The sequence below is a fragment of the Erythrobacter sp. JB1-15 genome (assembly GCF_057365035.1).
The window spans coordinates 1260971-1286228 of sequence record NZ_CP200295.1; the positions used below are offsets into that span (position 1 = coordinate 1260971).

At 58.2% G+C, this 25258-nt stretch carries 25 protein-coding genes, 1 tRNA gene and 1 pseudogene; 16 read left to right on the forward strand and 11 right to left on the reverse strand.

Translation table 11 applies throughout. The features are described from left to right. Positions 1 to 9 precede the first annotated feature (9 nt). The 6 genes and pseudogenes from purH to AC0V6L_RS06105 all read left to right on the forward strand — a co-directional run bounded on the left by purH (position 10) and on the right by AC0V6L_RS06105 (position 6116). Positions 10 to 1632, forward strand: a complete 1623-nt coding sequence (purH, locus tag AC0V6L_RS06080; RefSeq protein WP_486153444.1) for a bifunctional phosphoribosylaminoimidazolecarboxamide formyltransferase/IMP cyclohydrolase — start codon at positions 10 to 12, stop codon at positions 1630 to 1632. Positions 1633 to 1899: 267 nt separating this feature from the next. Next, positions 1900 to 2091 (forward strand): hypothetical protein, encoded by a 192-nt coding sequence (locus AC0V6L_RS06085; protein WP_486153445.1) that lies wholly within the window; start codon positions 1900 to 1902, stop codon positions 2089 to 2091. 3 nt (positions 2092 to 2094) lie between these two features. Next, positions 2095 to 2777: pseudogene (gene msrA / locus AC0V6L_RS06090) on the forward strand (peptide-methionine (S)-S-oxide reductase MsrA). A gap of 31 nt (positions 2778 to 2808) precedes the next feature. Beyond that, positions 2809 to 3309 (forward strand): Fur family transcriptional regulator, encoded by a 501-nt coding sequence (locus tag AC0V6L_RS06095; RefSeq protein WP_486153446.1) that lies wholly within the window; start codon positions 2809 to 2811, stop codon positions 3307 to 3309. Between the two features lie 138 nt (positions 3310 to 3447). Next, positions 3448 to 5385, forward strand: coding sequence for a 1-deoxy-D-xylulose-5-phosphate synthase (gene dxs / locus AC0V6L_RS06100; RefSeq protein ID WP_486153447.1), 1938 nt, complete (start codon positions 3448 to 3450; stop codon positions 5383 to 5385). An 8-nt stretch (positions 5386 to 5393) separates the two neighbouring features. Next, a complete protein-coding gene (locus tag AC0V6L_RS06105; protein WP_486153448.1) occupies positions 5394 to 6116 on the forward strand; it encodes a hypothetical protein in 723 nt (240 codons plus the stop codon). Between the two features lie 6 nt (positions 6117 to 6122). Here AC0V6L_RS06105 and AC0V6L_RS06110 read toward each other — a convergent pair whose 3' ends face one another. Then, the gene (locus tag AC0V6L_RS06110) at positions 6123 to 7301 is read right to left on the reverse strand and encodes an MlaA family lipoprotein (protein ID WP_486153449.1); all 1179 of its coding nucleotides are present in this window, start codon (positions 7299 to 7301) and stop codon (positions 6123 to 6125) included. A gap of 205 nt (positions 7302 to 7506) precedes the next feature. Here AC0V6L_RS06110 and AC0V6L_RS06115 point away from each other — a divergent pair, with 205 nt between their 5' ends. Together AC0V6L_RS06115 and AC0V6L_RS06120 are read left to right on the forward strand one after the other, a co-directional pair. After that, on the forward strand, positions 7507 to 8304 hold the full coding sequence (locus tag AC0V6L_RS06115; protein WP_486153450.1) for a crotonase/enoyl-CoA hydratase family protein: 798 nt from the start codon (positions 7507 to 7509) through the stop codon (positions 8302 to 8304). A 3-nt stretch (positions 8305 to 8307) separates the two neighbouring features. After that, positions 8308 to 9132 carry an alpha/beta hydrolase gene (locus AC0V6L_RS06120; RefSeq protein WP_486153451.1) on the forward strand — a complete coding sequence of 275 codons (825 nt, stop codon included), beginning with the start codon at positions 8308 to 8310 and terminating at the stop codon, positions 9130 to 9132. On the opposite strand, the gene AC0V6L_RS06125 is transcribed toward AC0V6L_RS06120, so the two are convergent. Together AC0V6L_RS06125 and AC0V6L_RS06130 are read right to left on the reverse strand one after the other, a co-directional pair. Continuing rightward, positions 9129 to 9803 carry an NnrU family protein gene (locus tag AC0V6L_RS06125; protein WP_486153452.1) on the reverse strand — a complete coding sequence of 225 codons (675 nt, stop codon included), beginning with the start codon at positions 9801 to 9803 and terminating at the stop codon, positions 9129 to 9131. The genes AC0V6L_RS06120 and AC0V6L_RS06125 overlap by 4 nt on opposite strands. Before the next feature lie 36 nt (positions 9804 to 9839). Further along, positions 9840 to 10283 carry a PaaI family thioesterase gene (locus AC0V6L_RS06130; protein WP_486153453.1) on the reverse strand — a complete coding sequence of 148 codons (444 nt, stop codon included), beginning with the start codon at positions 10281 to 10283 and terminating at the stop codon, positions 9840 to 9842. 98 nt (positions 10284 to 10381) lie between these two features. Between AC0V6L_RS06130 and AC0V6L_RS06135 the strand changes: the two genes are divergently transcribed. Beyond that, on the forward strand, positions 10382 to 10726 hold the full coding sequence (locus AC0V6L_RS06135) for a winged helix-turn-helix transcriptional regulator (protein WP_486153454.1): 345 nt from the start codon (positions 10382 to 10384) through the stop codon (positions 10724 to 10726). A 35-nt stretch (positions 10727 to 10761) separates the two neighbouring features. Here AC0V6L_RS06135 and AC0V6L_RS06140 read toward each other — a convergent pair whose 3' ends face one another. Both AC0V6L_RS06140 and AC0V6L_RS06145 read right to left on the reverse strand, forming a co-directional pair. Then, positions 10762 to 11262, reverse strand: coding sequence for an FKBP-type peptidyl-prolyl cis-trans isomerase (locus AC0V6L_RS06140; protein WP_486153455.1), 501 nt, complete (start codon positions 11260 to 11262; stop codon positions 10762 to 10764). Between the two features lie 40 nt (positions 11263 to 11302). Beyond that, the gene (locus tag AC0V6L_RS06145) at positions 11303 to 12967 is read right to left on the reverse strand and encodes a peptide MFS transporter (RefSeq protein WP_486153456.1); all 1665 of its coding nucleotides are present in this window, start codon (positions 12965 to 12967) and stop codon (positions 11303 to 11305) included. A gap of 240 nt (positions 12968 to 13207) precedes the next feature. Here AC0V6L_RS06145 and AC0V6L_RS06150 point away from each other — a divergent pair, with 240 nt between their 5' ends. After that, positions 13208 to 13546, forward strand: coding sequence for a GntR family transcriptional regulator (locus AC0V6L_RS06150; RefSeq protein WP_486149218.1), 339 nt, complete (start codon positions 13208 to 13210; stop codon positions 13544 to 13546). A 233-nt stretch (positions 13547 to 13779) separates the two neighbouring features. Then, entirely contained in the window at positions 13780 to 14061 is a 282-nt protein-coding gene (locus AC0V6L_RS06155) for an integration host factor subunit beta (protein WP_486149220.1), read from the forward strand. A gap of 7 nt (positions 14062 to 14068) precedes the next feature. Here AC0V6L_RS06155 and AC0V6L_RS06160 read toward each other — a convergent pair whose 3' ends face one another. Further along, positions 14069 to 14956 carry an NAD-binding protein gene (locus tag AC0V6L_RS06160; RefSeq protein WP_486153457.1) on the reverse strand — a complete coding sequence of 296 codons (888 nt, stop codon included), beginning with the start codon at positions 14954 to 14956 and terminating at the stop codon, positions 14069 to 14071. Beyond that, positions 14937 to 15776: a cation:proton antiporter domain-containing protein gene (locus tag AC0V6L_RS06165; protein ID WP_486153458.1), complete on the reverse strand. Its 840-nt coding sequence runs from the start codon at positions 15774 to 15776 to the stop codon at positions 14937 to 14939. Before AC0V6L_RS06165 ends, AC0V6L_RS06160 begins: the two co-directional genes overlap by 20 nt. Before the next feature lie 153 nt (positions 15777 to 15929). On the opposite strand from AC0V6L_RS06165, the gene AC0V6L_RS06170 reads away from it, so the two are divergent. The 5 genes from AC0V6L_RS06170 (at position 15930) to AC0V6L_RS06190 (ending at position 20904) form a co-directional block, all read left to right on the forward strand. After that, positions 15930 to 16016, forward strand: a tRNA-Leu gene (locus AC0V6L_RS06170). A gap of 141 nt (positions 16017 to 16157) precedes the next feature. Further along, positions 16158 to 16856, forward strand: a complete 699-nt coding sequence (locus tag AC0V6L_RS06175; RefSeq protein WP_486153459.1) for a PilZ domain-containing protein — start codon at positions 16158 to 16160, stop codon at positions 16854 to 16856. A gap of 128 nt (positions 16857 to 16984) precedes the next feature. After that, a complete protein-coding gene (locus tag AC0V6L_RS06180) occupies positions 16985 to 18628 on the forward strand; it encodes an NAD(P)/FAD-dependent oxidoreductase (RefSeq protein ID WP_486153460.1) in 1644 nt (547 codons plus the stop codon). A 21-nt stretch (positions 18629 to 18649) separates the two neighbouring features. Further along, the gene (locus AC0V6L_RS06185) at positions 18650 to 19096 is read left to right on the forward strand and encodes a GtrA family protein (RefSeq protein ID WP_486153461.1); all 447 of its coding nucleotides are present in this window, start codon (positions 18650 to 18652) and stop codon (positions 19094 to 19096) included. A gap of 8 nt (positions 19097 to 19104) precedes the next feature. Beyond that, positions 19105 to 20904 (forward strand): hypothetical protein, encoded by a 1800-nt coding sequence (locus tag AC0V6L_RS06190; RefSeq protein WP_486153462.1) that lies wholly within the window; start codon positions 19105 to 19107, stop codon positions 20902 to 20904. Positions 20905 to 20914: 10 nt separating this feature from the next. Here the strand turns inward: AC0V6L_RS06190 and msrB are convergent, their stop codons facing one another. The 4 genes from msrB to AC0V6L_RS06210 all read right to left on the reverse strand — a co-directional run bounded on the left by msrB (position 20915) and on the right by AC0V6L_RS06210 (position 25246). Next, a complete protein-coding gene (gene msrB, locus AC0V6L_RS06195) occupies positions 20915 to 21427 on the reverse strand; it encodes a peptide-methionine (R)-S-oxide reductase MsrB (protein WP_486153463.1) in 513 nt (170 codons plus the stop codon). Positions 21428 to 21507: 80 nt separating this feature from the next. Next, a complete protein-coding gene (locus AC0V6L_RS06200; protein WP_486155058.1) occupies positions 21508 to 22848 on the reverse strand; it encodes a cytochrome P450 in 1341 nt (446 codons plus the stop codon). Positions 22849 to 23030: 182 nt separating this feature from the next. Continuing rightward, entirely contained in the window at positions 23031 to 24227 is a 1197-nt protein-coding gene (locus AC0V6L_RS06205; protein ID WP_486153464.1) for an ABC transporter permease, read from the reverse strand. Then, positions 24224 to 25246 carry an ABC transporter ATP-binding protein gene (locus tag AC0V6L_RS06210; protein ID WP_486153465.1) on the reverse strand — a complete coding sequence of 341 codons (1023 nt, stop codon included), beginning with the start codon at positions 25244 to 25246 and terminating at the stop codon, positions 24224 to 24226. The genes AC0V6L_RS06205 and AC0V6L_RS06210 overlap by 4 nt, the downstream gene beginning before the upstream one ends. Positions 25247 to 25258 lie beyond the last annotated feature (12 nt).

A 25258-nucleotide genomic window follows, 5' to 3' on the forward strand; every position in this document is an offset into this window, starting at 1 on the left:
CCAAAACGCATGGGTGATATGGCGATCAAACGGGCGCTGTTGTCAGTGTCTGACAAATCGGGCTTGGCCGAATTGGGTGCAGCCTTGGCAGCGCGCGGCGTCGAATTGGTCAGCACGGGCGGCACGGCGCGCACCTTGCGTGAGGTGGGGCTTGATGTTCGCGATGTCTCGGACCTTACCGGCTTTCCCGAGATGATGGATGGCCGGGTTAAAACGCTGCACCCTGCGGTCCATGGCGGGCTTTTGGCCCTGCGCGACAATTCTGAACACGTCGCTGCCATGCAGGCGCATGACATCGGCGGAATCGATCTGGTGGTGGTCAATCTCTATCCGTTTGAGGCGACCGTCGCAAAAGGCGCGGGCCGCGAGGAAATTATCGAGAATATCGATATTGGCGGGCCATCGATGGTGCGCTCTGCTGCCAAGAACCACGGTTTTGTGACAATTCTGACCGACCCTGCCGATTACAGTGCTTTGCTTGAGGAGTTGGACGCGAATGACGGCGCGACGTCTGATGCTTTTCGCATTCGGATGGCGGGCAAGGCCTATGCCCGCACCGCTGCCTATGATGCAGCGATAGCCAATTGGTTCGCATTTGGTGATGCCTTCACGCATCCACTGGGCGCAGAGGCTTTGCACGCGACCCCGTTTACCGAAACGATGCCGCTGGCGTTCAAGCGGGCGGACACGCTGCGATATGGCGAAAACCCGCATCAATCTGCTGCCATTTATGTGCCGCAGGTTGTCGGCGGAGCAGGCGTGCCGCAAGCCCAGCAATTGCAAGGCAAAGCGCTCAGCTACAACAATTTGAACGATGCAGACGCCGCGTTGGAACTGGCGGCCGAATTTGCCGGGCAAGACCCGGCGGTGGTGATCGTCAAACACGCCAATCCATGCGGAGTGGCACAAGGCTCCACTTTGCGGGAGGCATGGAGCCACGCGCTGCAATGCGACAGCGTGTCAGCTTTTGGGGGGATCGTGGCGGTCAACACCGAACTGGATGGCGCAACAGCCGAGGCGATTGCGGAGATTTTCACCGAGGTCGTCATTGCGCCCAAAGTGAGCGCGGATGCGCGCGCGGTTTTTGCCAAGAAAAAGAATCTGCGCATTCTGGAATGCGGCACTCTGCCAGATCCGCGCCGGGGCGGGTTTGCGATGAAGTCCATTGCAGGCGGGATGCTGGTGCAAGGCCGCGACAATGGCGCGGTGTCTGAGGCTGAACTTAAAATCGTGAGCAAACGCGCGCCCACGCCGCAGGAATTGAAAGACTGCCTGTTTGCCTGGACGGTTGCTCGCCATGTCAAATCAAACGCGATTGTCTATGCCAAAGACGGTGCCACCGCGGGGATAGGGGCCGGCCAGATGAACCGGCGCGATTCGGCGCGGATTGCTGCGATCAAGGCGGCGGAAGCTGCCGAAACCCATGGCTGGGATGATCCGCGCACGCAAGGCAGCGCGGTCGCATCTGATGCGTTCTTTCCCTTTGCCGATGGCCTGCTGGCTGCCGCCGAAGCAGGGGCGAGCGCTGTCATTCAGCCGGGTGGTTCGATTCGCGATGATGAAGTGATCGAGGCGGCGGATGATGCGGGCCTCGCCATGGTGTTTACCGGGATGCGGCACTTCCGCCATTAACGCCACGCATGTCGCGTTAAGCGGCCAAATGCCTCCAGCATTGCGCAAGACCGGGCTCACTGTGGTCGCACCGTAAACACGCTCCTCCGGCATTGCACGTAAGGGTGCGGCTGCAGCTTTTTACGCAATTGCCCGTAACTTTTTGAGCGAATGCCGCGAAATGCATCACAGGTACGGGCATTCATTCTTGCGTAAGCTCGATGGGTGCAACGGCCTGTTAAGCATATTTTGACATAGAGACGAACCGCAACCAACCGAGCAGAAACAATGCGCCTATTCGCCCCCGACCTTTACCGCCTTCTTGGCTTTGGCTTTATCGCCGGAACACTGCTCGTTGCAGCGGCCAATGCGGATACGTGGGCGGATAATCTGGCGCCCCCTGCGGCGGCTGCAGAACCTGCCCAAGCGCCCCAGGCTTCGGATGAATTTCGGATCGTCGACGTCCCTACGGAGACTTGATCAATGCGGAAAATTGCGATGGCCTGCGCGGCTGGATCGCTGGTGGTGAGCGGATGCGCTTCCCCTGCTCTGGCTGCCGAAGAACCGGTAAACGCTCCTGCGCCCAAGCGGATAGCCAAAGAAGGCAAAGGCCTCAAAACCGCGATTTTTGCAGGCGGATGTTTTTGGGGCGTCGAAGGAGTGTTCAGCCACGTCAAAGGCGTGAAATCGGCTGTCGCTGGTTATCACGGCGGAGTAGCGGGCAATGCCAGCTATTCCAAGATCATCGCAGGCGGCACCAACCATGCCGAAGCGGTCAAGATCACTTACGACCCTTACGTGGTGCGCTATGACGAATTGCTGCGCATCTTTTCTCAGTCGTCGCTGACCCAACTTTGAAGAACCGCCAGGGTCCAGATGTGGGCGCGCATTACCGTTCAGCTTTGGTGCCGCTTAACGCGGAACAGCGCGCCGTTGCCAAATCCTATCTGGCGCAAATGGGCCAGTCAGGCGTGTGGAAGCGGCCTATCGTCACACGCATTGAAAAGCACCGCAAATTCTTTGCCGCGGAAACCTATCATCAGGATTTCATGGCCAAAAACCCCCGCCACGGATACATTCTGCGCTGGGACAAACCCAAGGTTCGCTCGCTAAAAGTGATGTTCCCGAACGATTACCGCGCCCAATTCCTGCGCGATAGCGCCTGACAATCGCCCTGCGTGTCGCTATATCGGTGCCATGACAAACACACAGACTGCATCCGCTCAGGTGGAGACCCAAGCAGAAGCACACTCGCATTCAGACCTTGAAGGCGCGCAGCTAATCCAATCGGCCAAATCCGTTTTGGTCGCGCAGGGTGAAAAGTGGACTTCCATGCGCGAGGCTGTTTTTACTGATCTTGCCGAACAGGACCGCCCGACGTCTGCCTATGATATCGCAGACCGCTTGACCGCCGCGCGCGGCAAGCGGGTGGCGCCCAACAGCATTTACCGCATCCTCGATGTGTTTGTGACGAACAATTTGGCGCTGCGCGTGGAAAGCTCCAACGCCTTTCTCGCCAACACCCATCCCGGCTGTGTGCATGATTGCATTTTCCTCGTCTGCGATGAATGCGGGGAAGCCAAGCATGTCGATAATGAAGAGATCAGCGCGACCTTGCGCTCGCTTGCCGCTGCCAATGCGTTCAAAGCAGAACGACCCGTGCTCGAAGTGCGCGGGCTTTGCCATTTGTGCACCTGAGCAATCCTGTTTGCGGGCAAGCGGGCTTTACAGGCAAAATTGTCACACAATTCAGTCACCCACAGCCGCACTTCCCGCAATTCCAAAGGTTAACCGTTCATCGACAGGCACGTTATTGCCGTGTAGAGCGGGCTTGATATGACTCAAACGCCCGAAACTCCGCTGCTCGATACGGTCCCGACACCCGATGAGCTCCGCCAGCTCCAACCGGAGCAATTGCGCCAATTGTCCGATGAATTGCGCACCGAAATGATCGATGCCGTCAGCGTGTCGGGCGGGCATTTGGGGTCGGGCTTAGGCGTTGTCGAACTGACCGTCGCCATCCATTATGTGTTCAACACACCCGATGATCGGTTGATCTGGGATGTGGGCCACCAATGCTATCCGCACAAAATCCTCACCGGCAGGCGCGACCGCATCCGCACCTTGCGCCAAGGCGGCGGATTGTCCGGTTTCACCAAGCGGGCGGAAAGCGAATATGATCCGTTTGGCGCGGCGCATTCCTCGACCTCGATCTCGGCAGCGCTTGGCTTTGCCATGGCGAACAAGATGAATGATAAACCGGGCCGGGGCATCGCGGTCATCGGTGACGGCGCGATGAGCGCGGGCATGGCCTATGAAGCGATGAACAACGCGGCCCAAGCGGGCAATCGGCTCGTCGTGATCCTCAACGATAACGATATGTCCATTGCGCCGCCCGTTGGCGGATTGTCTGCCTATCTGGCGCGGATGGTGTCCTCTTCGGAATATCTCGGCCTACGCAGCCTCGCGTCCAAGGCGGTCAAGAAAATGAGCCGCCGCATGCATGAAGGCATGCGCAAGGCCGAAGAATATACGCGCGGCATGGTGACGGGCGGCACTTTGTTTGAAGAGCTTGGCTTTTATTATGTCGGCCCAATTGATGGGCACAATCTGGATCATCTGGTGCCCGTGCTCGAAAATGTGCGCGACACATCAGAAGGTCCGGTGCTGATCCATGTCGTGACGACAAAAGGCAAGGGCTACAAACCCGCCGAAGAAGCGTCCGACAAATATCACGGTGTGCCCAAATTCAACGTGGTGACAGGCGAAAAGCAGAAAGGGTCCGCTGGCCCGCCAGCCTATCAGAATGTGTTTGGCGACACTTTGGTCAAGCTCGCGAATGAAGACGACCGCATCTGCGCGATCACAGCGGCTATGCCATCGGGCACCGGGGTGGACCGTTTTGCCAAGGCGCATCCGGAACGCAGTTTTGATGTCGGCATTGCCGAACAGCACGGCGTGACTTTCGCCGCTGGCCTTGCTGCCCAGGGCATGCGCCCGTTCGCGGCGATTTATTCGACCTTTCTCCAGCGCGCTTACGACCAAGTGGTCCACGATGTCGCGATCCAGAACCTGCCAGTGCGATTTGCGATTGACCGGGCCGGCCTTGTCGGCGCGGATGGCTGCACCCATGCGGGCAGCTTTGATATCACCTATCTGGCGACCTTGCCCAATATGGTGGTGATGGCGGCTGCAGATGAGGCGGAACTGGCGCTGATGACCTATACGGCGGCCCAATATGACGATGGCCCGATTGCGTTCCGCTATCCGCGCGGCAGCGGCACGGGTGTTCCAATCCCTGAAACACTGCACGCATTGGAAATCGGCAAAGGCCGCGTTGTGCGCGAAGGGTCCAAAGTCGCGATCCTTTCCCTCGGGGCTCGTTTGGAAGAAGCCAAGAAAGCGGCTGACACGCTTGAGGCCAAGGGGCTTTCGACAACGGTTGCCGATTTGCGTTTCGCCAAGCCATTGGATGAAGATCTGATCGAACGCCTGATGCGCGAACATGAAGTGGTGGTGACCGTCGAGGAAGCCGCGATTGGCGGTTTGGGCGCGCATGTTCTGACATTCGCCAGCGATGCAGGGCTAACCGATAACGGGTTGAAAGTGCGCACCATGCGCTTGCCCGATACTTTCCAGGATCATGACGCGCCCGACAAGCAATATGACGAGGCCGGATTGAACGCCCCGCAGATTGTCGAAACGGTGCTGAAAGCGCTGAAACACAATTCAGCAGGCGTTGATACAGGCGGTGTTGAGGAAGCGGCGGGCTAAGGCTGACTGTGGACGAATTGCTCGGCATTTTTCTAGCGCTGATTACATCTGGGGTTTCACCCGGTGCAGCGGCGAACGCAGACACAATCGATCCAAGGAACCCCCAGTTTCAGGCAAAGGTCGAGGCATGCGAGGCGCAAGTCGGCGAGCAGCCAGACGAGGCGGAGCTGTTCCGATGTCTCGGGCTCGAAGAGCGCTACAAGTCTTGCAAAGCCCTAGAGACTGGCGGCCAGTCTGCGGGCTTCTTGGGATGCATGGGCTTTGAGACGCCTTTTTCGATGCCGCTTAGAAAACTGCGCGAAGGTATAGAGCTTCGGCACCCCAGCGACATGCTGATCCTTGCTCAGCGCACGTTTGAAGATGGTTCACAAAGGCGAGACGGCCTCTTCTGGTTCTACGCCAGCCAATTGCGATGGCGCACGCGTCTTGCATGCCGTGACTTTCCGCCCGGTGGCGAAGGCGCGCTTTACGGCGCGATGTTCGCAACGCTTGGGCCGATGTTCAACGAATGGGCAAGCGAAAACATTGATGTCTGGCTGTCCACGCTCGATGATGTCCATGCGTGGGATATCGCCACCAAGGCACGCTTTGCCGAAGACGAAGACTGTCTTGTTCAGGCCGGAGAGCAACGCGCCGGAATGCTCGAGCTAAAGCAGAGCATCATCGACAACCGCGAAGAACTTGAAGCGAAAGCCTCTGAGCGTCGAGAAGGGGCAGGTACCGCCGATTGAAGAAACCTACCTAATCTGCCCGGCCATCACTTCGCCGCGCTCAAAATTCAGGCTGAGCGGTGGTGTTTGCGATTGTGCGCCATCCCCGCCTTCCGCGTCCTCAAACTCTTCCGGATAATCATCGCCCGGTTCGATCACGCCTTCAACCTCCAGCAGGATCAGCGGCGGCTTGGGTGGTTCCTCGCCGCGTAACAGCGCAATCTCGCGTTCGCGGCGAGCCAGATACGTGTCACGGCGCGCGGCATAGGGGTCAACCGTCTGGTCAATCCGGGCAAGCTCCGCATCCACTTCCAGCCGGGCATCGAGCGAGTTCACCACGAAATAGGGCAGCGCATATTCGGGCGTGTTGAACGGTGCGCCGACCGCGACAGGCAGCACAAGCTGGTCAATCCCGCTGCCGATCAAATCGCGCACACTCGTCGCGCCGGTGAACGGCAGATAGAGATATGCGCCCGGCTCAACCCCGTAAAATCCCAGCGTGTTGGCAAAGCCATTGCGCCGGTACGGAATGCCGATCCCCGGCTTTTCTGCCATATCGAACACACCGCCAAGGCCGAGGGTTGAATTGATCAGCAACCGGGTGAGCGAACCCAGCGCTTTGCCAAATTTGCCTTGAAGCAGAAAGTTGAGCGCATTCACCGGCTCGCCCAGATTGCGCACGACATTGCCCAGACCATCGCGAATGGGGGTCGGTAGGCCATCGCGATAGGCATAGGCAACAGGCTCGACAAAGGCATCGTCAACTGCCTGCGTGATCCGATAACTTTCAAAATTCAGCGCTTCGACCGGATCGTTTCGCGGCGGGCCGTATTCGCCTTCGACGACGATTTCGTTGCCTTCGTCCTCGCCGGTTTGGGCGCTGGAACCCTGTGATGGATCATCCAGCGATGCGCCGCTTTCCAGCTCGTCGGTGACGATAGCATCATCGCCAGACGCAGGCGGCAGGGAGGGTTGCTGTTCTCCAGCTTCCTGGCCGCCAGATTGTTGTACCTGTGTTTCTTGGCCAGATGTCAGTGACCAATTGAGCGACAGCAATTGCCCGCTCGTCTGCTGCTGACCAGCTTGGACGCTGGCAAAAGCTGCTGTGACTGACGACGCCGGACGTGCCGCATTCTCCCCCGTTTCCGCCTGTGCGGGCGCTGCGATTACGCCTTGTGCAATCAAAAGCAGTCCAGCCGCAAACATCAGACGCACAGGTGGTATAGCGAATCTCCAAAATCGGCGAAGCAATATGCTAGCACATTGCAACAAGACAGCGGCCGGGGAACAGGCCTCTGCTCTATGACGTGCCTTGTAAATCAGGTGGGTTGAACGCCCGTGCAATTCAAGTGCGGGAGCAAGCGCAATATTGCTGGTCGCATTCGCGCAATACGTGGACTATCAGGCGAATATGGCTCTGATTAACCTTGACCAAAATGGCCCGGTCACAACGCTGACGATTGACCGGGCGGAAACCATGAACCCTCTTGGGGCGCCGGGGGACGGCGATGAATTTCGCAGCATTTGTGATGCGATTAATCGCGATCTGACGGTGCGCTGCGTTATCTTAACGGGCGCGGGCCGGGCCTTTTCAGCCGGCGGCGATGTGAAAGCCATGCGCGACAAGACGGGCGCATTTGGCGGCACCGCGCCTGCCATATCGGACGGCTATCGCGACAATATCCATCTTATCCTGCGCGCGCTGTACGGCCTGCGCGTGCCGGTAATCGCGGCGGTCAATGGGCCTGCGATTGGGCTGGGATGCGATGTGGCCTGCCTTGCCGATATGCGCATTGCGAGTGAGAAAGCGAAATTTGGCGTCACTTTCCTGAAGCTCGGCATAATTCCCGGCGATGGCGGGACTTGGATTTTGCCGCGGATCATTGGTGATGCGCGCGCAGCGGAACTGTTTTTCACAGGAGATGTGATTGACGCGCCGACCGCGCTCGATTGGGGATTGGTCAGCCGGGTGGTCGCTGCCAATGATCTGATGGCACAAGCGCATAAGCTGGCAGAAAAAGTCGCCAAATTGCCGCCGCACAGCCTGCGTCAGGCCAAGACATTGCTGCGGCAGGGGCGCGAATTGAGCTATGATAACGCGCTCGAACTGGCGGCCAACACGCAGGCGATGATGCATTCCACTGCCGATCACGCCGAAGGGGTCGCGGCCTTGATCGAAAAGCGCGATCCGGTTTTTCGGGGCGAATAAGTCATGGGCGTTTTGGCGTTTCGCATCCTAGTCGCGATTGCCGTTTGTTATCTGACGGTGCTCGCCATCCTGTTCGCTTTGCAAGGACGGTTTATTTACCCTGCCCCGCAGGAAAGCCGCGATCCAGCGCCCGGATTTGAAGCGGTGAAATTGCTCACGCCTGATGGCCTCGATCTTGTCGCGCATTGGCGGGAGCCTGAATTGGGCCAGCCGGTTGCGGTGTGGTTTCATGGCAATGGCGGATCGCTGGCAGGTGCTACAATCGAGACCCAAGCGATCGCGCGTGCAGGATATGGCGTGCTGCTCGCTTCCTATCGCGGATATGGCGGCAATCCGGGAGAGCCATCGGAGCAGGGGCTGTATGATGATGGGCGCACCGCCATGGCATTTCTGGCCGAGCAGGGATTTTCGCCTGACCAGATCATTATTGGCGGCAATTCGCTGGGATCGGGTGTTGCTGTGCAAATGGCCAAGGAGTATTCGCCCGCCGCGCTGATCCTGGTCTCGCCGTTCACATCGCTTACTGATGCGGCGGCCGATGCTTTGCCGATGTTTCCGGTGCGGCCCTTGCTGAAAGACACCTATGACAATGCGGGCAAGCTTGATGGCATGCAATTGCCCCTGCTGATCCAGCACGGCACGGCGGACAATGTGGTGGCCTTTGCGCATGGCAAAGAGTTAAGCGAGTTGATTCAAGCTAGTGCGTTTCAGGCCTTCGAAGGCGCTGGCCACGATCTGACCTTCACCTCCGATGCTCAGGGCGCGCAGGTCCAGTGGTTAAAGGCGCAGGGTTTTGGCGCTGAGGGCGCGGCGCCGCCAAACCGTTAGAGCCAGCGCCAGATACCAGCAGCAATCCCGCCAATCGGCAAATGCGCCCAGCTGAGCGCGGCGAACAGAACAATCCCAATCACCCATGGCACTGCGCCCGCTGACGCAAAGCCTGTGAGGCGCGGCCAAAAGCTTGTGCGCTCTTCCCATTGCTCCCACGCATCCCCCATCAGCGCGCGTTTCTTAACGTCCTGCATATGCGCGCCGACCAGCGCGAGCAGCCCCATCGCAAAAGCGGTGATCATGGTGCGCCAGCTCCAGAAGAGAACCATGTGTGACAGCGCCCACAGCGCAAACCCCCACATCATGGGATGGCGCGTAATGGTGAAGACACCCTTGGGCTCGGCGCGGGCCATATCCTCTGATCCCGGCATGCCCAGCGCAGGATTGCCGATCATGGATCCTGCATAAAGCACTGTCATCGGCAAAGTCAGCGCGGTTGCGATGATCCAGCCGGCTGTGCCCGATCCCGGTAAATCAGCCGGCGGCGATGCGGTGAATGCGAAATAGATCCAGACGAGCAGCCCCAGACTGATGACCGAATAGGCGATCTGCTGCCCGGTTTCGCCCAGCGCTTTGACCATGGGTGCGCGCAGCGGGTGCGACATGATGAAATGGGTCGCGACAAACACTGCGTTGGCTGCGATTAATTGGTAAAGCTGCGCGTCCATTTACAATCCCTCCCCAGAGCAGTCCGGCGAAGTCTATCATTTCACTTGGCCGGTGGGAATAATGGTTGCCTGCGCGGTCGCGACATGGATGGGATCGGCGTCCTTGCTTTCGGCCCAAACATCGCTGCGGACGACCACTTGGCGTTTGCCTGGTTTGATGACCTCGCCTTTGGCTATCAGGCTGTCTCCAAGGGCGGGGCGCAGAAAGTTGATCGTGTATGACCCTGTGACGACATCGCCTGCGACCGATGCTCCGGCCCATGCGCATGCATTATCGGCCATCAAGCCAACGATTGCGCCGTGGGCAAAGCCGTGGTGCTGGGTCATTTCAGGGCGCAATATAAGGCGCAGCTCGCTCGCGCCTTGCCACACGAGACGCGGTTCAACTTGGAGCCAATTTGAGAACCCTGAACCTTTCACCGCGACTTTCTTCATATAGGCAAGCGAGGCTTCGGGGCTGTCGAAACGGGATTGGGTCATAAGGAGGCTCCGCATAAAGTCTGGAAAGCAGATGTTATGCAGCTTGCGCGCGCTGGGGACAAGTCTGTATTACAGATGGACTAGGAGCCAGTGCCAATATGAAAAGCTATCGTCCCTCAAAAGCGCCATGTCCGATTGGTCGATCTGCCAGATTGCTGGGTGATCGCTGGTTGTTGTTGATCCTGCGCGAAGCATTCTTGGGCGCCTGCAGGTTTGAACAATTTGTCGAGCGATTGGACATCAATCGCGCCGCGCTCACATCGCGGCTGGCAATCCTCCAAGAAGCAGGGCTGTTGGTGCGCGACCCGCCAGAGGGAAAGCGTGCAACCTATATTCTAACGGAAAGCGGGCGTGCACTGGTCCCGCTATACCGTGAGATGGCGAAGTGGGGGGCAGAGCATTTGTTCAGCGATGGAGAAGCGCTGCGACATTGGCCTGATTAGCGGCTGGCAATTGAGCTTAAATTGTTTCGGGTTGCCTAACCGCCGATATCGAGCAGCTCAATCTTGAAAATCAATGTCGCGCCGCCCGGAATTGGGCCGCTGCCTTGCGGGCCGTAAGCAAGGTCCGCTGGAATCGCGACTTCGATCGCTTCGCCAATGCCGATCTGCGGTATGGCGAGTTGCCAGCCCTTGATCAGGTTGCTCAAAGGAAATTTAGCCGGCTCGCCGCGTTCATAAGAACTGTCGAACACGGACCCGTCGATCAATCGGCCCTCGTAATGAACCGTGACAGTGTCGGACACCGCAGGCTTTTGCTGCGATCCGGTGTAGGTGAGATATTTGTAACGCACTCCGCCTGGGATGAAATACCAGCCATCCGCCGCGCTTAGATTGAGCAGGTAGAGCTGCTGTTTTGAGTGCCATGCGCCATCGCGCACCACAGGCGCGTTGCCAGATGCAGCCCTATCCTGCGCGGCTGCGGGATATGCCGACAGGATCAGTCCGCCCATGATCGGGGCCAAAATGAGACGTTTCATACGCGTGTTCTCCAAAGTGGTTTGAAGCCTTGGCGGCCGATTATTCGGCGATAGGTGTCGCGGGACGAACGCCCGCCTGCTGAGCATTTGCGCCAGCTGCCTCTGCCTGATCATCGTCATCCTTGAGCGTATCGAGATGCATCAGCTTTTTGACCAGGGGCGAGACAATGATGACAGCAACGCCAATTCCGGCCGCTACCAGACCCATTGTCCAGTAAACCTCCAGCGCGCCTTCGCGCGTCATATTGCCGCCCTCGCCTTCACCCATCAGCGATCCCATAAAGCCTGCAACAAACTGCCCGCCTGCCGTGCCAAAGAAGAAGGCGGCCATCATCAGGCTTGCCATATGCTTGACCGAAAGGCGGTTCATCGCCGACAGGCCAACGGGCGACAAGCACAGCTCGCCCGTGGTCGACAGCAGGTAGAAGATAAACAGGAACAACACCGGCATCATGATCGCGCCTTCGGCGTTGGTGGTGCTGAAATTGTTCGCGCCCCAGACCATGACAATAAACGCAAGGCCCATCTGGACAATGCCCAGACCCATCTTGGCAGGCGTGGACGGTTCGATATTGCGCGCCGCCATCATCTGCCATGCAATCGCAAATAGCGGTGCGAGCAGGATGATGAAGATCGGATTGATCGATTGGAAGAATGTGGTTGGGATGGCTCCGCGATCAACGTGACGGTCAGTGAACAGGTTGACCGAGCCGCCTGCCTGTTCAAACAGCCCCCAAAACACCGGCATCAGCAGAATGAAGAAGATCATTGCAAACACCCGGTCGCGCGCTTCCTTGTCGAGCTTGAACGCTTCGATCAGAACATAGACCAGCAGGGCGATGCCAGCGACCGCCAGCAATCCGCCAACAAGGCTTTGATATTGGATCAACACCCAAATCACCGCGACACCGGCAAGACCAACACCGTAGAGCAGCCATTCAAAACTGATTCCGGCGACTTTCTCTTTGAGTTTGTGCGGGACAGGCGATTCGCCATTGCCCTTAAGCAGAGGCTTGCCGACGATAAACACAATAAGGCCCACCAGCATGCCGATGCCCGCCAGACCAAAGCCAAGCGCCCAGCTGACCGTTTCGCCAAGGAACGCCGCGATCAAAACGCCGGTCGCCGCGCCTAGATTCACTCCCATGTAGAAAATCGTATAGGCCCCATCGCGGCGGATATCGGTGCGCGGGTAAAGCTGGCCAACCAGCACGGAAATGTTTGCTTTCAAAAAGCCCGAACCAACAATGATGAGCGCCAGTGCAAGCCAAAAGACATTGAGCGTGGGGTCGTTTTGGAAACCTGATCCATCGCCTTCGAACGCCATAAAGATATGGCCCAGCGTCAGCAGGACTGCGCCGAACAACACCGCTTTGCGCTGGCCCAGATACCGATCAGCCAACCAGCCCCCAAGTACGGGAGTGATATAAACAAGCGTGCCATAAGCACCGTAGATCAGGTTGGCGGTTCCGTCAGAATACAGCCAATGTTTCGTCAGATACAGGACGAGCAATGCGCGCATCCCGTAGAACGAAAATCGCTCCCACATTTCTGCAAAGAACAGCATGTACAGGCCTTTGGGATGGCCCAGCACTTCTTCTTGCGGGCGGGTGATCGCCCATGCTCCGGCTGCCAGAAAGACAAACAGCACCACACTTGCTGCTGTTGCGGCCCATTCTCCATAGCCCCAGGCTGACATATCCATAAACGTGTGCTTCCCCGATGATCCCTTTGGCCGCGTTGTCGCGGGCCATGTTTGAAGCCTGCACCCTAGCGGCCAAATCGCAACTGTGAAGACTTAGTTACAGGCGAAACCGCGCTTCATGGTTTGTGTCGCATCTGTGCACTGGGGGATGTGCAGCCCTTTTTGACAACACAATGTAACCGGACGCAAGCTTGACGCGAATGGCTGTATTATGGCACTGCATCACCTAGCGAGGATATAATGAGCCAAAGCCGACCCGTTTACTTGAAATTGCGCGATCAGATCGCGGCTGCCATTATTGATGGCGATTATGCCGAAGGGGCAATGTTGCCATCGGTGCGCGCCCTGGCAGCTCAGCAGGGTGCAAATCCGCTGACTGTGGCAAAAGCCTATCAGCAGTTTCAGAACGATGGCCTTGTCGAAGTGCAACGCGGCGTTGGCATGTATGTGGTGAAAGGCGCAGCGCAGCAATTGCGCAGCCGGGAACGCGACCAGTTCCTGCGCGAAGAATGGCCCGAAATCCGCGCGCGGATGGACCGTCTGGGCCTTTCGCCGGCGGATCTGACCGAAACGGGCTAAATCGGATGCATTTGCTGCATCTGCCAATTGGCTTTAGAATCAATGACCTGCCGTAACTTCCTCTAACTCAATGAAATTTTCGCGTTCGCACAGCTTGCGCAAAACGCGATGGTCTGGCACGTAAATGTAACAGGGGGCGTTCATCGGGTCGGGACGCTGAAAATCTGGCGGGGATTTTGCCGTCGACGACGCTAGCGACGCGCGTGGTATGCGCGGGCTATGGGGAGACTGAAATGATCAGATCCGAGCTGCTCCAAGAGCTCCACAAAGACAATCCGGAACTGCGTGCGGAAGAAATCGAGCAGGTGGTGGACATCTTTTTCGACGAAATTGCCGGGCGATTGGCCGAAGGCGGGCGGGTTGAATTGCGCGGGTTTGGCGCATTTTCCACACGCGAACGCGAAGCGCGCACCGGGCGCAATCCGCGCACTGGCGAAGCGGTGGAGGTTCCGGCAAAGCGCGTGCCGTATTTTAAAGCGGGCAAGGAAATTCGCAAACGCTTAAACGGCGATTGATCGCCGCTTAAGCCGCGATCAATTTCGTATCTTCATCATCGGCTAGACCCGGCACAGGGTAGTCTCGTTTCTGCTCGAGGGCCGCGAACACGGCGTTGATAATCTCGTCGGTCCCGCCTTCAGCGGTGACGTCGATGGGCATCATGCCGAGGGTCGCAAATTCATCCATAGGATCGCTGCCGGACAGGGCGATCACACGGGCGATGCCTGGCAGTCGTTCTTGCACGAGCGGGGTTAGCTCGCGCGATATCGCGACATTGCCTGTGGCCACCAGCACAACCTTGCGCCGCTCCATCCCCAGGGCATCCCAGCTGCGCGGATCGGCGGGATTGGCGCTGTGGACATGGTATCCATCAGCAAGCGCGCGTTCAAATCGCGGTGTGTCAGCTTCAACCGCAAGATAGCCGATGCCGTTATAACTCAGCGCATCAGCCACCGCCCGTCCGGCAGGCGCAAGCCCGATAATCACCACGGGCGCGTCATCGCCCGCCAGTTTCTGATCGGGCGGCCCCGCGCGCAATTTGCCTGCGAGGGATCGGCCCCAATTTGATACGAGCGGAGTGACGGCCAGACTGATCGCGATGGCTGTGACCAGGATCGACACCAGTTGCGGTTCGACCATTCCTGCAAGGGCGGGCAAGGCCAAAAGGACCAGCGCAAATTCGCTGCCCTGTCCAAGCAGGAATCCCAATTGAATAGAACCCGGCACAGACCAGCGATTGGCAAGGCCGGCTGCCACATTCATCGCGCATTTGATCGCGATAAGGCCCGCTGCAGCCATGATGACAACCAGCCAATTGTCCGCCAGAGTGGCAGGATCAATCGACAGGCCAACCGAGATGAAAAAGAAACCAAGAAACAGCCCTTTGAATGCGTCAATCTCGGTTTGGACCATGATCCGGTAACGCGAGATCCGCCACCGCCATCCCGCCCAGAAACGCTCCCAAAGTCAGCGATAGGCCCGCCATGCCCGCTGCCCAGCCCGCGGCAAGCGCGATGAACAAAGCGGTGGCGGTGTAGACTTCTGCGCTGCCCACCTTTGCAATTGTGCGGAACACAGGCTCTGTCAGAAACCGAGCAAACAGCACCGCAATGGCAAAGGCGCACAAGGCTTTCACCCCCGCCATGCCCAGCGCCGGCGCCAATGTGCTGCCGCTGCCCAAAGCGCCGACCGCTACCAGCAAAAGGATCGCGGCGATGTCCTGAAAGATCAGAATCGATTGGGCGGCTCTGCCAACGGGGCAATCTTCCTGGCCCCGTTCTTTTACAAGGCCAATCACCACCGCGGTGGAGGATAGCCCCATGGCAAGACCAGCGATAATCGCAAACTCGATCGGGATCACAAGATTGCTAAGTGCGCCCACCGCCATAAACAGCCCGGCAAAGGCGCCGCCAGCCACCAGCATTTGCAAGCTGCCAAATCCGAATATGTTGGCCGCTTCTGCCCGGATGCGCCCGAGCGAGAAATGCAGGCCCAGATTGAACAGCAAAAACATAATGCCGACTTCTGCCAATGCGACAACGATCGGGCCTGTGAACGCATCGGCATAGCCGAGAATGGCGAGAGCGAGCCCAAGCCCGAGATAGCCAACAATCGGGTTCAATCGCGCCATCCGGGCCAGCACAGCAGCACCAATGCCCAATCCCAACAGCGTTATCGCGGGCTGGATTGTTGCGACCACCGAATGGCCATCGTGAAGCGCATCGCCTGCCATGTTGTCTGTGTCCCATAGCAACGGGCATGAACGCGCGCTGCTATCAGTTAAGTGGGCGGAGATTATGCCGATGACAAGGGCTTTGGCGCAAGAGTGACAGCAGCGGTTGCAGCCGCGCTTTGGGCTGGCTATCGCACCGGCAGGTCAGTGCATGCGGGTGTGGCGGAATGGTAGACGCCGGGGACTTAAAATCCCCTGATCCTTTTGATCGTGCGGGTTCGAGTCCCGCCACCCGCACCACCACCCTTCGCGGATACCCGTTGGAATACCTAGGCCGGCCTTATTCCTGATTTGACCCCGTTTTGGCAATTGTCTGGCCAAAGATAGGCGCTGGCGCCCTTCGTGTTCGAGGGGCATCTGAAGCGCGGTCAGGCGAGACGTATGGATCACCCAGCAAGCCTTCCAAAGGCCAATCCCGATGCCAGCACGCAGGCCCTTGCGCCCGTTGTTGCAGGGATTGATGGCGCGGCAGGCTCGCCGCAGGATGTCGGTCCCAGCAGGCGAAGCGCTCCAAGGGTCACCATGCTCATCCGGTCGGCCAAACTTATCACCAAACAGGGCGAATTTGTCTGCGTCGTGCGGGATGTGTCTCAAACGGGCGTTCGCGTGCGGTTGTTTCATCGGCCGCCTGACGAAGCGCAAATGTGCCTCGAAATGCCGAGCGGCAATTCCTACGAACTTACGACCGTGCGCCGATCAGATAATGAGGCCGCGTTTGAATTTGCTGAACCGATTGATGTGGATCAGCTCATCAGCGAAGCCAGCGATTATCCCAAGCGCGCGCCGCGATTTGGGATCTACCTGCCGATCCTTGTTTCGAGTGGCGGTCCTTCGTGGGAAGGCGTTATTGAGAACATCTCCCAACAAGGCGCGCGATTTGAATGCGAAGGTCTGTTTGCGATCGATCAGACCCTCAAATTGTCCGGAGGTGAGGGCGCCGATGCTTTGAAGACCATTGAGGCCAAAGTGCGTTGGCGACGGGATAATCTTTATGGAGTTGTTTTCGACAACACTTTCGCGCTTGCAGATTTCGCGCTGCTCTGCGCGCGTTTGCAATCGCCCATGCTCATCAACGCGTGATCTGACAATCATAAGAAAATCGCAGGTTTCGCTCCTGAATTTACACTTCGCTAACCATTTTCCTTCACTCCCGTCGTCGAGCTGGCTTGCTATCCATGGCAGGCCAAGCGCTTCAAACGGGGGCTACCATGACGCCGCACTTTGCTGGTTCGAAAACGCAAACACACGATGGCATCCTTAATGTCGATGTCGCCATTATCGGTGCAGGGCCTGCTGGCCTGACTGCAGGATACTTGCTGACCAAGCAGGGCAAGACCGTCGCGATCATCGAAAAAGATGAAACCTATGTCGGCGGGATCAGCCGCACAGTTGAACACAAGGGCTATCGCTTCGACATTGGCGGCCACCGGTTCTTCTCAAAGTCCCAGCAGGTCGTTGATCTGTGGAATGAGATTTTGCCGGATGACTTCATCCAGCGCCCGCGCATGAGCCGCATCTATTATGAGGGTAAATTCTACAGCTATCCGCTGCGCGCCTTCGAAGCTTTGTGGAATCTGGGTATCTTTCGTTCGACCGTCTGCATGGCGAGTTACCTTAAATACAAACTGTTCCCGATCAAGGACGTGAAAAGCTTTGAAGACTGGACCACCAACCAGTTCGGCAAGAAACTCTATTCGATCTTTTTCAAGACCTACACTGAGAAGGTGTGGGGCATGCCGTGCGATGAAATGAGCGCGGATTGGGCGGCGCAGCGGATCAAAGGTCTGTCGCTGTGGGGCGCTGTGACCGACGGGCTGAAACGCTCGCTTGGCCTCAACAAGAAACCCAATGACGGGCAGGAAGTGAAAACCCTGCTGGAAACCTTCCGCTATCCGCGGCTTGGCCCCGGCATGATGTGGGACGCTGCGCGCGACAAGATCGTGGCTACGGGCAAAGGTCAGGTGCTGATGGGGCACGGGCTCGATCAATTGGCCAGCGATGGCCAGGGCGGCTGGTCGATGACCGCATCGGGCGCCAATGGCAAAGTGCAAATCCGCGCGAAAGACGCGATCAGTTCAGCGCCGATGCGCGAATTGTCCAAACGCATCCACCCGCTGCCGCAAAGTTCATTGGAAGCGAATAAGCTGCGTTACCGCGATTTTCTCACCGTTGCTTTGATGGTGAAATCAGAAGATCTGTTCCCCGACAACTGGATTTATATCCATGACGACCGGGTGCAGGTTGGCCGCGTGCAAAACTTTCGCAGCTGGTCGCCAGAAATGATCCCGGATGATGAAATGGCGTGCGTGGGGCTGGAATATTTTTGCTTTGAAGGGGACGGGCTGTGGTCTTCCTCTGACGAAGACCTGATCGCTCAAGCCACCAAAGAGATGGAAATCCTGGGTCTTTGCGATCCCAAAATGGTCGTCAGCGGTGCGGTGGTCCGTCAGGAAAAAGCCTATCCTGTCTATGACGATGATTACGAAGCCAATGTGCAATCGATGCGCAGCGAACTCGAAGAGAAACACCCCAGCCTGCATCTGGTCGGCCGCAATGGCATGCACCGCTATAACAATCAGGATCACGCCATGATGACGGCGATGCTAACGGTTGAGAACATCCTTGCCGGCAACCGTGTCTATGACACGTGGTGCGTCAACGAAGATGCTGAATATCACGAAGCGGGCGATGAAGGCGACGAAGCCAAGATCGCCAGCCGTGACGCGTCGGCAGAGGCTGAAACCAAGCCTTTGACGGGCGATCAGGTCGCCGCGCTCACGTCGCTTCGCGGTGTACCAGAGCGGATCAAGGCTGACGAACCTGCCCCGCAGCCGCAGCGCAAATCCGCTTAAACCAGCGGCTCGGAGCCAACCTTGAGCGACACTGTGCCTTCCCACTCCCTGATCCCAGCGATCATCGCCAAACTGCGCGATGTGCAATTGGCGCGCTATTTGTTCGCCAGTGTCGGGGCGCTGTGCGTCGATGTGGGTTCGTTTCTAGGCTTTATGGCCCTGGGCATTGCCGCAGCGCCAGCATCGGCCTTGGGCTATTCGCTGGGTATCCTTGCGCATTGGCTGCTATCCAGCCGCACCGTGTTTCAGGATACGGTCGCAAGCGAGGGAATAGCCCGCACCCGGCAAAAGGCATTGTTTGTCATTTCCGCACTGGTGGGCCTTGGGCTGACCACCGCGATTGTGGGTATCGGCGATTGGTCGGGCGGCGATCCCCGCCTTGCCAAGGGTTTGGCGATCCTGGTCAGCTTTACCGCGACCTGGCTGATCCGCAGCCGCATCGTCTTTCGCGCCCAAGAAAACGCCTGAGCTAGCGTATGAATGATATGTTGATCGAGCGCCGCCTTAAAGCCTTTCCGGCCGATTTTCTCATCCGCGTTGGGATAGCGTGGGTGATCATATGCGCCATGCTGCTAGCGGTGCATTTCTCCAATATCGCAAATTTTGCGTCCATGGGCCCCGATGATGCCTTGCGCCTTGTTCAGGTGCGCGATCTTCTAGCCGGGCAAAGCTGGTTTGACACCGCGCAATACCGGGTTGACCCAGCAGGCGGCGGCGTTGGGATGCATTGGTCTCGGCTGGTTGATCTGCCGCTGGTGATTGTCATTGCCGCGTTAACCCCGGTGCTGGGCCAATCGCTGGCTGAAAGCGTGGCGGTCGTGCTTGTACCGCTTGTCACCATGGGCATTGCCCTGATGCTTGCGACGCGGATTGCGTGGCGTTTAATGGGACAGGAGGCGGCCAATATCACTTGCGTGGTGCTCGCTTTGTCCATCCCGGTCATGTTCCAGCTCAGCCCGATGCGCATTGATCATCACGGCTGGCAGATCGTGTGCATTCTGGCAGCGGTTAACGGCTTGATGGCCCGGTCGGCGCGCATAGGCGCAGCGGTCATCGGGATGAGCATGGCGGTATGGCTGTCGATTTCGATCGAAGGCCTGCCTTTGGCAGCGGCGGTGTTCGCAGTGCTTGCCTGGCGCTGGATCAGGGACCGTAAGGAACGCATGTGGCTGGAAACCGCCATTCAATCGCTTGCTATAAGCAGCCTTGCGCTTTTTCTTCTTACCAAAGGCGCGTCTGATCTTCGAGCTTATTGCGATGCCATTGGCCCTGTGCATCTGGTGCTGTTCGGATGGGGCGCGGTTGTTTTGACCGGTTTGGCGCGGATTGAACCTATACCGCGCGGATTGCTCTTGGCTGGATTTGCTCTGGCCGGCGGCGGCGGGGTTGCCATAATGGCGATGTCTGCCCCGCAATGCGTGACAGGCGGCGGTTTTGCTGAGCTTGATCCATTGGTGGCGGAATATTGGCTCGCCGAAGTGAATGAAGGCCTGCCGATCTGGCATCAGGACATCCGCGTCGCTGCGCAATTTGCGATCACGCCGTTGATTGGTCTTTATGCCGCAATCAATCTGACGCGCCAGTCGCGCGATTGGTTGAGCCGTTTTTGGGCGGACTATGCGCTGATTTTGGGCGCCGCGTTTCTTATCTCGATGCTGGTAGCCCGCGCGGGCGCTGTGGCCTGCGTGCTGGCGGCTCCGCCGCTGGCGTGGCAAATTCGCGCATGGTTCCGCAAGATCCGGTCCATGGATCGCCCCGCTTACCGCGTGTCCGCTATGGTGGGAGTTGCGTGCGCATTGTTGCCAGTTCTGCCTCTGTCAGTCCTGACCAGCGCCGAAAAAGCGCACGCCGCGATGCTTGGCAGCGAGCCAAAGCCGAAGAAGCGGATCAAGTCGGAATGCGAGATTACGGAGACTGCAAAGCTGCTCAATACGATCCCGGCGACTGAATTGTATGCAGCGCTTGATATCGGACCGCGCATTCTGCTCGACACCCATCACAGTGTAGTCGCCACCGGGCATCACCGCGGCAATGATGCGATGAAATTTGTGATCGAGACGGCCATGGCCTCCCCTGAACAGGCGCGCAAAAACCTGCTTGCTCGCGGGACGACGCATGTGGTGTTCTGCACTGATCTTGGCGAACCCAAGCTTTATCGCAGGGCATCTCCGGATGGATTTGCCGCCAGCTTGATGGGCGATGACGTGCCCGATTGGTTGGAGCCGGTTGATCTGGGCACCGATGGCACACTCAAAGCATGGCGCGTTAAACGCTAAACTGCGGACGTTAAGCGGGGACGAAATCCATCGCTGTGCCGTTGATGCAGTGGCGTTTGCCAGTTGGGCGCGGGCCATCGCCAAAGATATGGCCCAAATGTCCGCCGCAATCCGCGCAATGCACTTCGGTTCGGGCATAGCCGATCTTGTAATCCGTGCTGGTGCCGACCGCGCCTTTGCCGATGGCCTTGTAAAAGCTGGGCCAGCCTGTGCCGCTGTCATATTTGTGCGCAGAGGAATAGAGCGAGTTTTTGCAGCCCGCGCACACAAAAGTGCCTTTGCGTTTTTCCTTATCGAGCGGTGAGGAATAGGCCCGCTCTGTGCCCGCTTCGCGCAGGATGTAGTATTCCGATTTTGTCAGCACGCGCCGCCACTGCGCTTCGGTCTTGGAGACGCGAAATTTGCCTTTCGCCTGCGCAGGAGACGCGCCGCACGCGCTGAGCAAAGGCAATCCTATGCCAAGGCCGGCGGCCCCTGTAAGGAAGCGGCGGCGTTGATCGGAATGCTGCTGTTTGATCGGCATAGATGAATTCTCTTTTTCGGTGTCCTACCTTTGAATACGCAAAAAATGCCCGAAAAGTTTCACTGCTGGTGCGATCCGCCCTAAAACTCGGTTATTTCCACTTCCAGCTTGCGAAAGCCATGAACAAAGTTCGCGCGCACCCGTTCCACATCGCCCGCGACATGCACCCGCATGCGGCGTTTGTGCATTTCTTCCAGAAGGATACGCAGCTGCAATTCGGCCAGCCGTGCGCCAACGCAGCGGTGAATCCCGTAACCAAATGCGATGTGCCGTTTGGCATTTTCGCGAGTCAAATCGAGTGTGTGCGGATTGGGGAAAATGTCTTCCTCGTGATTGGCCGCAAGATACCACAGCACGACTTTGTCGCCTTTTTTGATGGTCTGGCCGAAGACTTCGGTATCTTCGGTGCAGGTCCGCCGCATATGGGCAAGCGGCGTTTGCACCCGCAGCATTTCCTGCACCGCATTGGGGATAATGTCGGCGTTTTGTTCAAACAGCTTGCGCTGGTCGGGGAATTTGTCGAGCGCATGGATAAAGCCGCTCATGGAATTGCGAGTGGTGTCATTCCCGCCAACGATCAGCAGCACCAAATTGCCGATGAATTCTTCCGGTCGCATCTGGTTCATCGCTTCGGAATGGACCATCATGCTGATGAGGTCATTGCCGGGCTCCTTGTCCTGCGTCCGTTCGATCCAGAGCGACTGGAAATAGGCTGCCATTTCATGGAGAAATTCCCAGCGCAGTTCATCCAGTTCGCGAATGCCTCCGATTTCGGTGTCGCCTGACCAGTCCGACCAGAAGGTGAGCATGCGGCGGTCTTCCCAGGGAAAACCAAACAGTATGGCGAGCATACCTGTGGTCAGTTCAATCGAGACTTTATCGACCCAGTCGAAGGTTTCCCCGCGCGGCAGACTGTCGAGCGTTTCGCCGGTTCGAGCGCGAATTTCCTCTTCCATGTCTTTCATGGCCGAAGGGGTGAATTTGGGAGCCACCGTGCGGCGCTGGCCGGTGTGCTGGGGGCGGTCCATCGCGATAAACATCGGGAGTTCGCGGCGGTCTGTGCCCTCTTTGGCGATCTGTTCATCGCTTAACCGTTCAAGGATGGTGATCCCGCCATATTCCCAGCTGGACGAGAAAATCTCAGGCTGTGCCTCAATGTGCTGGATCGCCTTGTGCCCGACGACAGCCCAATAGGGGCCGTAAGGGCTTTCGGGGATGTAATGCAGCGGGCCTGCATCCTGCATCTCTTTGAAGATCGGCTGCCACTTGTCCTCGAAATAGATATCCGATCGGCTGACATCCCATTTGTGGGGGTGCTGCGGGCGTTCTTCGGGGTGCTTTTCGAAATGCTCTTTTAGCGCTTCGTGTGCCTGCGGCGAATTGCGGACCTTTGGCCGTGCCGGTGCTGCAATGGTTGCCATCATTCTCTCCCGTCTTTGGACTTTCGCGTCCATTTAACGGGGTGCATCCTGCCCTAATTGACAGTGATGTCAATACGGGTTGCGATTGGCTACCTATTCGGCGGGTTCAGCCACGGACGCGGGCGCTTTTGGCGCGAACATTTTGCGTTTCTTTCTCTCGCGCCCAGCGCCGCCCGATTTCATCACGCGTTTTTTGAACAGGATCGATCCACCTTTAACGAGCAGGCCGACCCACACGGCCTGCCATGCGAGCGCTGCGGCGTGGATCCATAGCGTTTCGTCCATTGCTGCGCGCGCCAGCATGGCGAAGGGGAGGATAGCGGGAAGGCCATGGCGTATGGCTCCATCCACGCGCCGCCGGGGGTGAGAGTGAAGGCGGCGATGAAGAACACCATCAGCTGCATCATCGTGACCGGCATCGACATGGTCTGCACTTCGCGCACGGTGTTGGCCATTGCGCCAATGGTCAGGAACAGTGAGCCGAGCAGCAGATATGCCATCGAAAAATAGGCAACGCCCAGTGCGAGGAACATCGGCCAACCCAAAGCGGGGCCTGGCAGATTGCGGTAATCGGTTTGGGTGACGGTGACGATGGCGTCCTCAGCAATTGCCCAAAACGCCCAGCCGACAGTGCCCCAAACGGCGATGCCGACAAACGACACACCCAGCATCGCGAACAATTTGCCCATAAACACCGCATCCATCGGAATAGCGGCGGCAAGGATTTCGATGATCTTGTTGCCTTTTTCCTCTGCCAGGTTGGACAGAACCATGCCGGCCAGAAGCATCGTCAAAAGGAACAGCACCATTTGCGCAGCTTGCGCGGTTTTTATCCGGCTGGACCGCTCTGATGCCGCGCTGCTGGCAACGGTTTGGGTTGCGACAGCGGGGAAGCTTTGCGGCGTAGTGCTGGCCCCGGTCGACGCGATCAGGCTGATCGGCCCTTTCCAGCGCGCGACCTGCCCTTCGGTCCCGACCAATTCGGGCGCGTCAATTGTGCCCGTTACAATCGCGACATAGCTGCCTTTGCGCTGTTCAAGAAAACCGCGCGCGTCGAACTCGGGATCGCTTGCAGCATCGGGAATAATCGCGAGCGCAGGCACCGCGCCGCCCAATTGCGGGCGCAATGTCTCCGCGCCGCGCAGCAGGGCCGCTGCGTCATCGGATGGCATCGCAATGCCAATTTCAGCAATCGCTGCCTCGCGCGACACTTGCCCGCCAATGCTGCCTGCAAGTCCGCCCACGATGACGGGAAAGAGCGGGCCGAGCAGAAAGAACAGAAATGCGCGGCTGAACAGCACCGCGACAAAATCGCGCCGGGCGATGACCCAAGCGGCCTCCAGCCGGGAAAGGCGCGGTTTGACATCAAGCGTGCTCATGCATCGGCTCCAGCCTGATCGGCTTCAAGCTGCCGGGCCGCGGCCTCGCCCGCGATCGCGACAAAGGCATCGTGCAGGCCTGCACGTTCAATCGAGAGAGACAATATGCCCGCTTCACCCGCGATCAGATCTTTGAGCAATGGTTCAACGCCCGTTTCGGGCAGCGAGAAATAGAAGAAATCCCCTTCGCGCCGGGCATCATCTGGCAGTGCTTTGGTCCAGCCGCCTGTCCGGGCGCGGGTTTCCAGCCGAACCTGCGCAGGAATACGGTCGCGCGCGGTTTCGACGCTGCCAGCATAGGGCACTTTGCCGCCCGCAATAATTGCGACGCCTTCGCACAGGCGTTCGGCATGGTGGATGACATGGGTGGAAAAGATCACCGTGACGCCGTCTTCGGCGAGAGAGCGGATCATCCGCTCCAGCTTGCCCTGATTGATCGCATCAAGGCCCGAAAATGGCTCATCCAGTACCACCAAGCGGGGGCCATGCACCAATGTACCGAGCAATTGGACGGTTTGCGCCATGCCTTTGGACAGCTGCCGGATTTGCCGGTCGGCGGCGTGAGATAAGTCGTGGCGTTCAAGCAGTTCCAGCCCGCGTCTGCGCCCTTCGGCCTTGGGCAAACCGCGAAGCGCGCCCATAAACGCAATCGCCTCAATCGCTTTCATTGCCGGATAGAGCCCGCGTTCTTCGGGAAGATATCCGATCAGGCGGCCCACATCGTGCGGCCGGTCATGGCCAAACACGCGGCGCACGCCTTCATCAGGGTCAATAATCCCCAAAAGCATGCGCAATGTGGTCGTTTTGCCCGCGCCATTGGGGCCAAGAATGCCGTAAATCGCGCCTTCGGGCACAGCGATATCAACACCGTCCACCGCGCGGGTGCCGTCAAAGCTTTTCACCAGACCGCGCGCTTCGATTGCGAGCGGGCGCGCATCGGCAATGGGATCTTCATCCGCCGCTGCACCGGCCTGAGTGTGATTGTGCGAAGCCACAGTTTCGCTTACCGCCATATCCATGAAAAGGCGAGT